Source organism: Streptomyces sp. NPDC057638 (assembly GCF_042800315.1).
GTDB lineage: Bacteria > Actinomycetota > Actinomycetes > Streptomycetales > Streptomycetaceae > Streptomyces.
Map to the genome: position 1 here is coordinate 1 of NZ_JBHVHF010000419.1, position 5397 is coordinate 5397.

Genomic DNA, 5397 nt, shown 5'->3' on the forward strand with positions numbered 1-5397 from the left:
GTTGGACGGTTCCCGGCACCAGGGGGGCCGGTCGGCGGAGGCCTCGGCGACGTGCGACGATGTGCGGCATGCCGCAGCAGCCCCCCGTTCGGAGCAGTGCATCTCCGCCCTCGCGCCCGGACGCGTCCATGTCGCTGCTGACGAACGTGATGGAGCACAGCCTCGATGACGGGTACGCGGAGGCCACGGCCCGCAGGGAGGCCGCGGGTGGGGCGCTGCCGCGCGGTCTGCGCGCTCGGATCGGGCTGGCCGCGGGGCTGTTGGTCGCCGCGGTGATCGTCACCGTAGGCGTCGCGGACGCCCGGATATCGGCGCCGGTGCTGGCCAAGGAGCGCGAGGAGCTGATCCAGCGCGTCGACAAGGAGACGGCTGACGCGGATGCCTTGGAGCGGCGGGTGGAGAAGCTCCGGGACGAGGTCGGCGCGCGCCAGCGCGAGGCGCTGAACTCCGCGGGTGCCGAGGAACAGCACATGGCGCTGCTGGCGGGAGCCACCGAGGTGGAGGGCCCCGGGATCAAGCTGGTCGTCGACGACGCCAAGAAGGCGGGCGACAGCGCGGTCCAGGGCGGGTCCGGCCCCCGGGAGAGTTCCGGTTTCAGTGACACCGGCCGGGTACGCGACCGCGATATGCAGCGGATCATCAACGGTCTCTGGGAGTCCGGTGCCGAGGCGGTGGCCATCAATGGACAGCGGCTGACCGCCCTGTCGGCCATCCGGGCCGCCGGAGACGCGATACTGGTCGACAACAGGCCGCTGGTGCCGCCGTACACGGTGCTGGCGGTGGGGGACGGGAAGAAGCTGAATACGGCCTTCCAGGACAGCGCGGACGGACAGTATCTCCACGCGCTGCGTGAGAACTTCGGCATCCGGTTCCGGGTGTCGACCGAGGGCGGTATGCGGCTCCCGGCTGCCCCGAGCCTGATCGTACGTACCGCACAGCCGGTCGCCGCCGACCCCGGGAAGGGCACGGGGCAGGGCGCGGCAGACACAGGGAAGGGCACATCGTGATCGCCGTACTGGGCCTCGTCGTGGGAGTCGTGGTCGGACTGTTGGTCCGGCCCGAGGTGCCGGCGATGGTGGAGCCCTATCTGCCGATCGCCGTCGTGGCGGCGCTCGACGCCGTGTTCGGGGGGCTGAGGGCCATGCTCGACGGGATCTTCGTCGACAAGGTGTTCGTGGTGTCCTTCCTGTCGAACGTCGTGGTGGCCGCGCTGATCGTCTTCCTCGGTGACAAGCTCGGCGTGGGCGCCCAGCTCTCCACCGGTGTGGTGGTCGTCCTCGGCATCCGGATCTTCTCCAACGCCGCGGCCATCCGCCGCCATGTCTTCCGGGCGTGACGCGGATGGAGACGCGGGAAGGGTCAGAGCAGGGCCAGAAGGGCTCCTCGGGCGAGGGGACGACCGGTACGGCGGCCAGGGGCCGGGAGGGCATGACCGGACGTCAGCGCCTGGTGGCGGGCCTGTGGCCGCCGCGGGTGACCCGGGCCCAACTGACCGTGGCGGTGCTGCTGTTCGTCCTCGGTCTCGGGCTGGCCATCCAGGTCCGCTCCACGAGTGACAGTGGTGCGCTGCGCGGGGCCCGTCAGGAGGATCTCGTCCGTATCCTCGATGAGCTCGACAACCGCAGCCAGCGGCTGGAGGACGAGCGGCGGCGGCTGGAGCAGCAGCGGACCGAGCTGGAGAACAGCTCGGACCAGGCCGAGGAGGCGCGTCGGCAGACCCGGCAGAAGGAGCAGCAGTTGGGCGTCCTCGCGGGCACGGTCGCGGCCGAGGGCCCCGGCATCACGCTCACGATCGCGGGCCGCTCCCAGGCGGTGGAGCCCGACATGCTGCTCGACGCGATCCAGGAGCTGCGTGCGGCGGGGGCCGAGGCGATCCAGGTCAATGACCACAGGGTCGTGGCGGGCTCGTACTTCACTGGTGCGGGTGGTGACATCGAGGTGGACGGGAACCGGATCACCGCCCCGTACATCTTCAAGGTCATCGGAAAGCCGCAGGATCTGGAGCCCGCTCTGAACATCCCCGGCGGTGTGGTGCAGACGCTGGAGAAGGAGCAGGCCACCGCTACGGTGGAGCGGTCGGAGAAGATCGTTGTGGACGCCTTGCGACCTGCGAAGCAGCCTGACTACGCTCGGTCGTCAGCTCGGTGAGGCGGGGGTGTATGAGGTCCTGTGGGCCAGGGCATGTGGTTCCGGGGGGTCGGCGCACGGGTCGTGTGCCGGGTGGTGGAAACTGTCTGACGGGTACGGACGTTGTGATGATGTCCGGGTCGGCAGGTGTGATCAATGAGGGTTCGTCCTGCCCCACGGGCGGGTCTATTTCGGTCAAGGGGAATCGCCCGTGAAGTTGTTTGCGAAGTTGTTCGGCAAGAGCGCACGCGAGGACGGCGGCAACGCCAGGCATCGCGCGCCGCGGCACGGCCAGGAGGAGGAGCGCGGCAGCGACAGGCCGCTCTTCCGGGATGAGCTCGGAGGTCAGGCAGGTGACATTCCCGGGGGCCGGGGCGCGTCGTCTGTTGACCCTGCCGGTCCCGGCCGCATAGGTTTCGGGGAACCATCAACCTCAGGTACGGGTGGAGGGTTTAACCCCGACCCGTATGCGACCAATCCCCACGGGGGACAGCCGCGGCAGGAGGACCCGTCCATGGCGGCCGTGACCGTGTGTACGAGGTGCGGTAACCGCAACCCGGAGTCCAGCAGGTTCTGCTCCAACTGTGGCGCGCCGCTGCGTGCCGGAGCACAGGCCGAGCGGGCCTCGGAGACGACCTCGACGATCTCCATCTCCGGCCTTGAGGCCTATGACGCGGAGGTGACCGGCCAGACGGCGCTGCCGTCGCTCTCTCCCGAGGCGCTGGCCGCCGTCGAGGCGCTCCCGCTGGGGTCGGCGCTGCTGGTGGTGCGCCGCGGCCCGAACTCCGGCAGTCGTTTCCTGCTCGACGGGGAGCTGACCACGGCCGGCCGTCATCCGCAGAGCGACATCTTCCTGGATGACGTCACGGTCTCCCGGCGGCACGTGGAGTTCCGCCGTCAGCCTGACGGCAGCTTCAGCGTCGCGGACGTCGGCAGTCTCAACGGCACCTACGTCAACCGCGAGCGGATCGACTCGGTCTATCTGGCCAGTGGCGACGAGGTCCAGATCGGTAAGTACCGTCTGGTCTTCTACGCCAGCCAGCGGGGCGTGTAACCCGCCAGGGAAGGCTCATGCGAACTCCGACGGGTGGTGCCGGGCAGCGCGCCACCGCCGCGGCCGGGAAGCTGATGAGCATCGGCACGGTCCTCGGTCAGCTGCGTGGCGAGTTCCCCGAGGTCACCATCTCCAAGATCCGTTTTCTGGAGGCCGAGGGGCTGGTGGAGCCGCGCCGCACGCCGTCCGGGTACCGGAAGTTCAGCCCGGAGGATGTGGAGCGGCTCGCCCAGGTGCTGCGGATGCAGCGGGACCACTATCTTCCGCTGAAGGTCATCCGGGAGCACCTCGACGCCGCCGCGCGGGGCGAGCAGGTGAAACTGCCCGCTCAGAGCCCTCCGCCCGGTTCGAGAGGGCCGGGTGAGGAGGGCTGGGAGCCTCTGGGTGAGCGCAGGACGGCCGCCCGGGTGGGCCGGGCCGAGCTGCTGGCGGCCGCCGAGGTCGACGAGGCGGAGCTGGCCGAGTGGGAATCCTATGGACTGCTGGTCCCGGGGGCGGACGGCGGCTATGACGCCGAGTCCGTGACCATTGCCCGGCTCGTCTCTGACCTGGGTAGATTCGGACTGGAGCCGCGACATCTGCGGATCATGAAGGCCGCCGCCGAGCGTGAGGCGGGACTGGTGGAACAGGTGGTGGCGCCGTTGCGCCGCCATCGGAATCCGCAGACCAGGGCCCATGCCGAGGCCACGGCCAACGAACTGGCGGAACTGTCGGTCCGGCTGCACGCGGCCCTGGTCAGGTCGGCTCTGGGAGTACGTCTCCACTGATCTTGGACGTGCCCGACTACCCAAACGGGTCGGGCACGTCCTAGGGTTGCTGTGTGAACGAGCTCGACGTTGTGGGTGTCCGGGTGGAAATGCCCTCGAATCAACCGATCGTGCTCCTGCGTGAAGTGGGAGGCGACCGGTACCTCCCCATTTGGATCGGCCCAGGGGAGGCGACCGCCATCGCCTTCGCCCAGCAGGGCATGGCCCCGGCCAGGCCGCTGACGCATGACCTCTTCAAGGATGTGCTGGAGGCGGTGGGGCAGGAACTCACCGAGGTCCGCATCACCGACCTGCGTGAAGGGGTCTTCTACGCGGAGCTGGTCTTCGCCAGCGGGGTCGAGGTGAGCGCCCGGCCCTCCGATGCCATAGCGCTCGCCCTGCGCACGGGCACGCCGATCTTCGGTAGTGACGGGGTGCTGGATGACGCGGGGATCGCCATCCCCGACGAGCAGGAGGACGAGGTGGAGAAGTTCCGCGAGTTCCTCGACCAGATCTCGCCCGAGGACTTCGGGACGAACAGTCAGTGACCGTGGTTCCCGACGGGGTGATCGCCGTCGGAGCGGCGGGTGGAGAGTGCCTCTTTGAGGCAGAAGGATAGCCTTTCCCCGAATTGGGGCACGGTAAACCACTCTCAGGGTGATTATCACTCGGCGTGCCGAGTGTGGCGATCGTTGACGCACCCCTGGTGACTGCCTACCGTCGAGTGGGCAGGTCAAGGACGGAGGGTCGGCGTGAGAAGCAGCGGCGACGGTGCGGTGGGGGCATCCCTCGGACGGGGTCTGGGGGAGAGCGGGCCGTATCCGCTCCAGAGCGGGGTGGCCGAACCCGGAAGTGAGACCGTCGGCTATCGGGGACCGACCGCCTGCGCGGCGGCGGGCATCACCTATCGGCAGCTCGACTACTGGGCCCGCACCGGGCTGGTCGAGCCGAGTGTGCGCCCCGCGTACGGTTCCGGTACACAGCGGCTCTACAGCTTCCGCGATGTCGTTGTCCTCAAGATCGTCAAGAGATTCCTGGACACCGGGGTCGCACTCCAGAACATCCGCTCCGCCGTCCAGCATCTGCGCGCGCGGGGCTTCGCCGATCTCGACCGGATGACGTTGATGAGCGACGGCGCCACGGTCTACGAGTGCTCCTCGCCCGACGAGGTCGTGGATCTGCTCCAGGGCGGCCAGGGCGTCTTCGGGATCGCGGTGGGTGTGGTCTGGCGCGATGTCGAGGCGGCGCTCTCCCAGCTCCATGGTGAGCGTGTCGACACCGGCGAGACGCTGGTCGGCCACAACCCGGGCGATGAGCTGGCGCGACGGCGCCGGGACCGGGCGGGCTGAGGCCCGGAGGCCAGCGGTTCGGGGCGGGGTTCCGCCAGGTCCGCCGACTCGAACGCAGGCACGCGGCCTTCCGGCACCCACGCCACTGACAATGGCCCCACCCGCGCGGGTGGGGCCATTG

7 protein-coding genes are annotated in these 5397 nt (G+C 69.4%); all 7 read left to right on the forward strand.

Going from position 1 to position 5397, the window contains the following annotated elements; all coding sequences use genetic code 11:
• Positions 1 to 68 precede the first annotated feature (68 nt).
• The 7 genes from ACFVIM_RS32305 (at position 69) to ACFVIM_RS32335 (ending at position 5276) form a co-directional block, all read left to right on the forward strand.
• The gene (locus ACFVIM_RS32305; RefSeq protein ID WP_384309074.1) at positions 69 to 1007 is read left to right on the forward strand and encodes a DUF881 domain-containing protein; all 939 of its coding nucleotides are present in this window, start codon (positions 69 to 71) and stop codon (positions 1005 to 1007) included.
• Complete coding sequence (locus ACFVIM_RS32310) at positions 1004 to 1336, forward strand: small basic family protein (RefSeq protein WP_018522495.1); 333 nt, start codon at positions 1004 to 1006, stop codon at positions 1334 to 1336. Before ACFVIM_RS32305 ends, ACFVIM_RS32310 begins: the two co-directional genes overlap by 4 nt.
• A gap of 5 nt (positions 1337 to 1341) precedes the next feature.
• Positions 1342 to 2148, forward strand: coding sequence for a DUF881 domain-containing protein (locus ACFVIM_RS32315; protein WP_384309078.1), 807 nt, complete (start codon positions 1342 to 1344; stop codon positions 2146 to 2148).
• 148 nt (positions 2149 to 2296) lie between these two features.
• A complete protein-coding gene (locus ACFVIM_RS32320; RefSeq protein ID WP_384309086.1) occupies positions 2297 to 3181 on the forward strand; it encodes an FHA domain-containing protein in 885 nt (294 codons plus the stop codon).
• A gap of 17 nt (positions 3182 to 3198) precedes the next feature.
• Entirely contained in the window at positions 3199 to 3948 is a 750-nt protein-coding gene (locus tag ACFVIM_RS32325; protein ID WP_384309081.1) for a MerR family transcriptional regulator, read from the forward strand.
• A 53-nt stretch (positions 3949 to 4001) separates the two neighbouring features.
• Positions 4002 to 4475, forward strand: coding sequence for a bifunctional nuclease family protein (locus ACFVIM_RS32330; RefSeq protein WP_005475662.1), 474 nt, complete (start codon positions 4002 to 4004; stop codon positions 4473 to 4475).
• A gap of 204 nt (positions 4476 to 4679) precedes the next feature.
• Positions 4680 to 5276 (forward strand): MerR family transcriptional regulator, encoded by a 597-nt coding sequence (locus tag ACFVIM_RS32335; protein WP_384309083.1) that lies wholly within the window; start codon positions 4680 to 4682, stop codon positions 5274 to 5276.
• Positions 5277 to 5397: the final 121 nt, after the last annotated feature.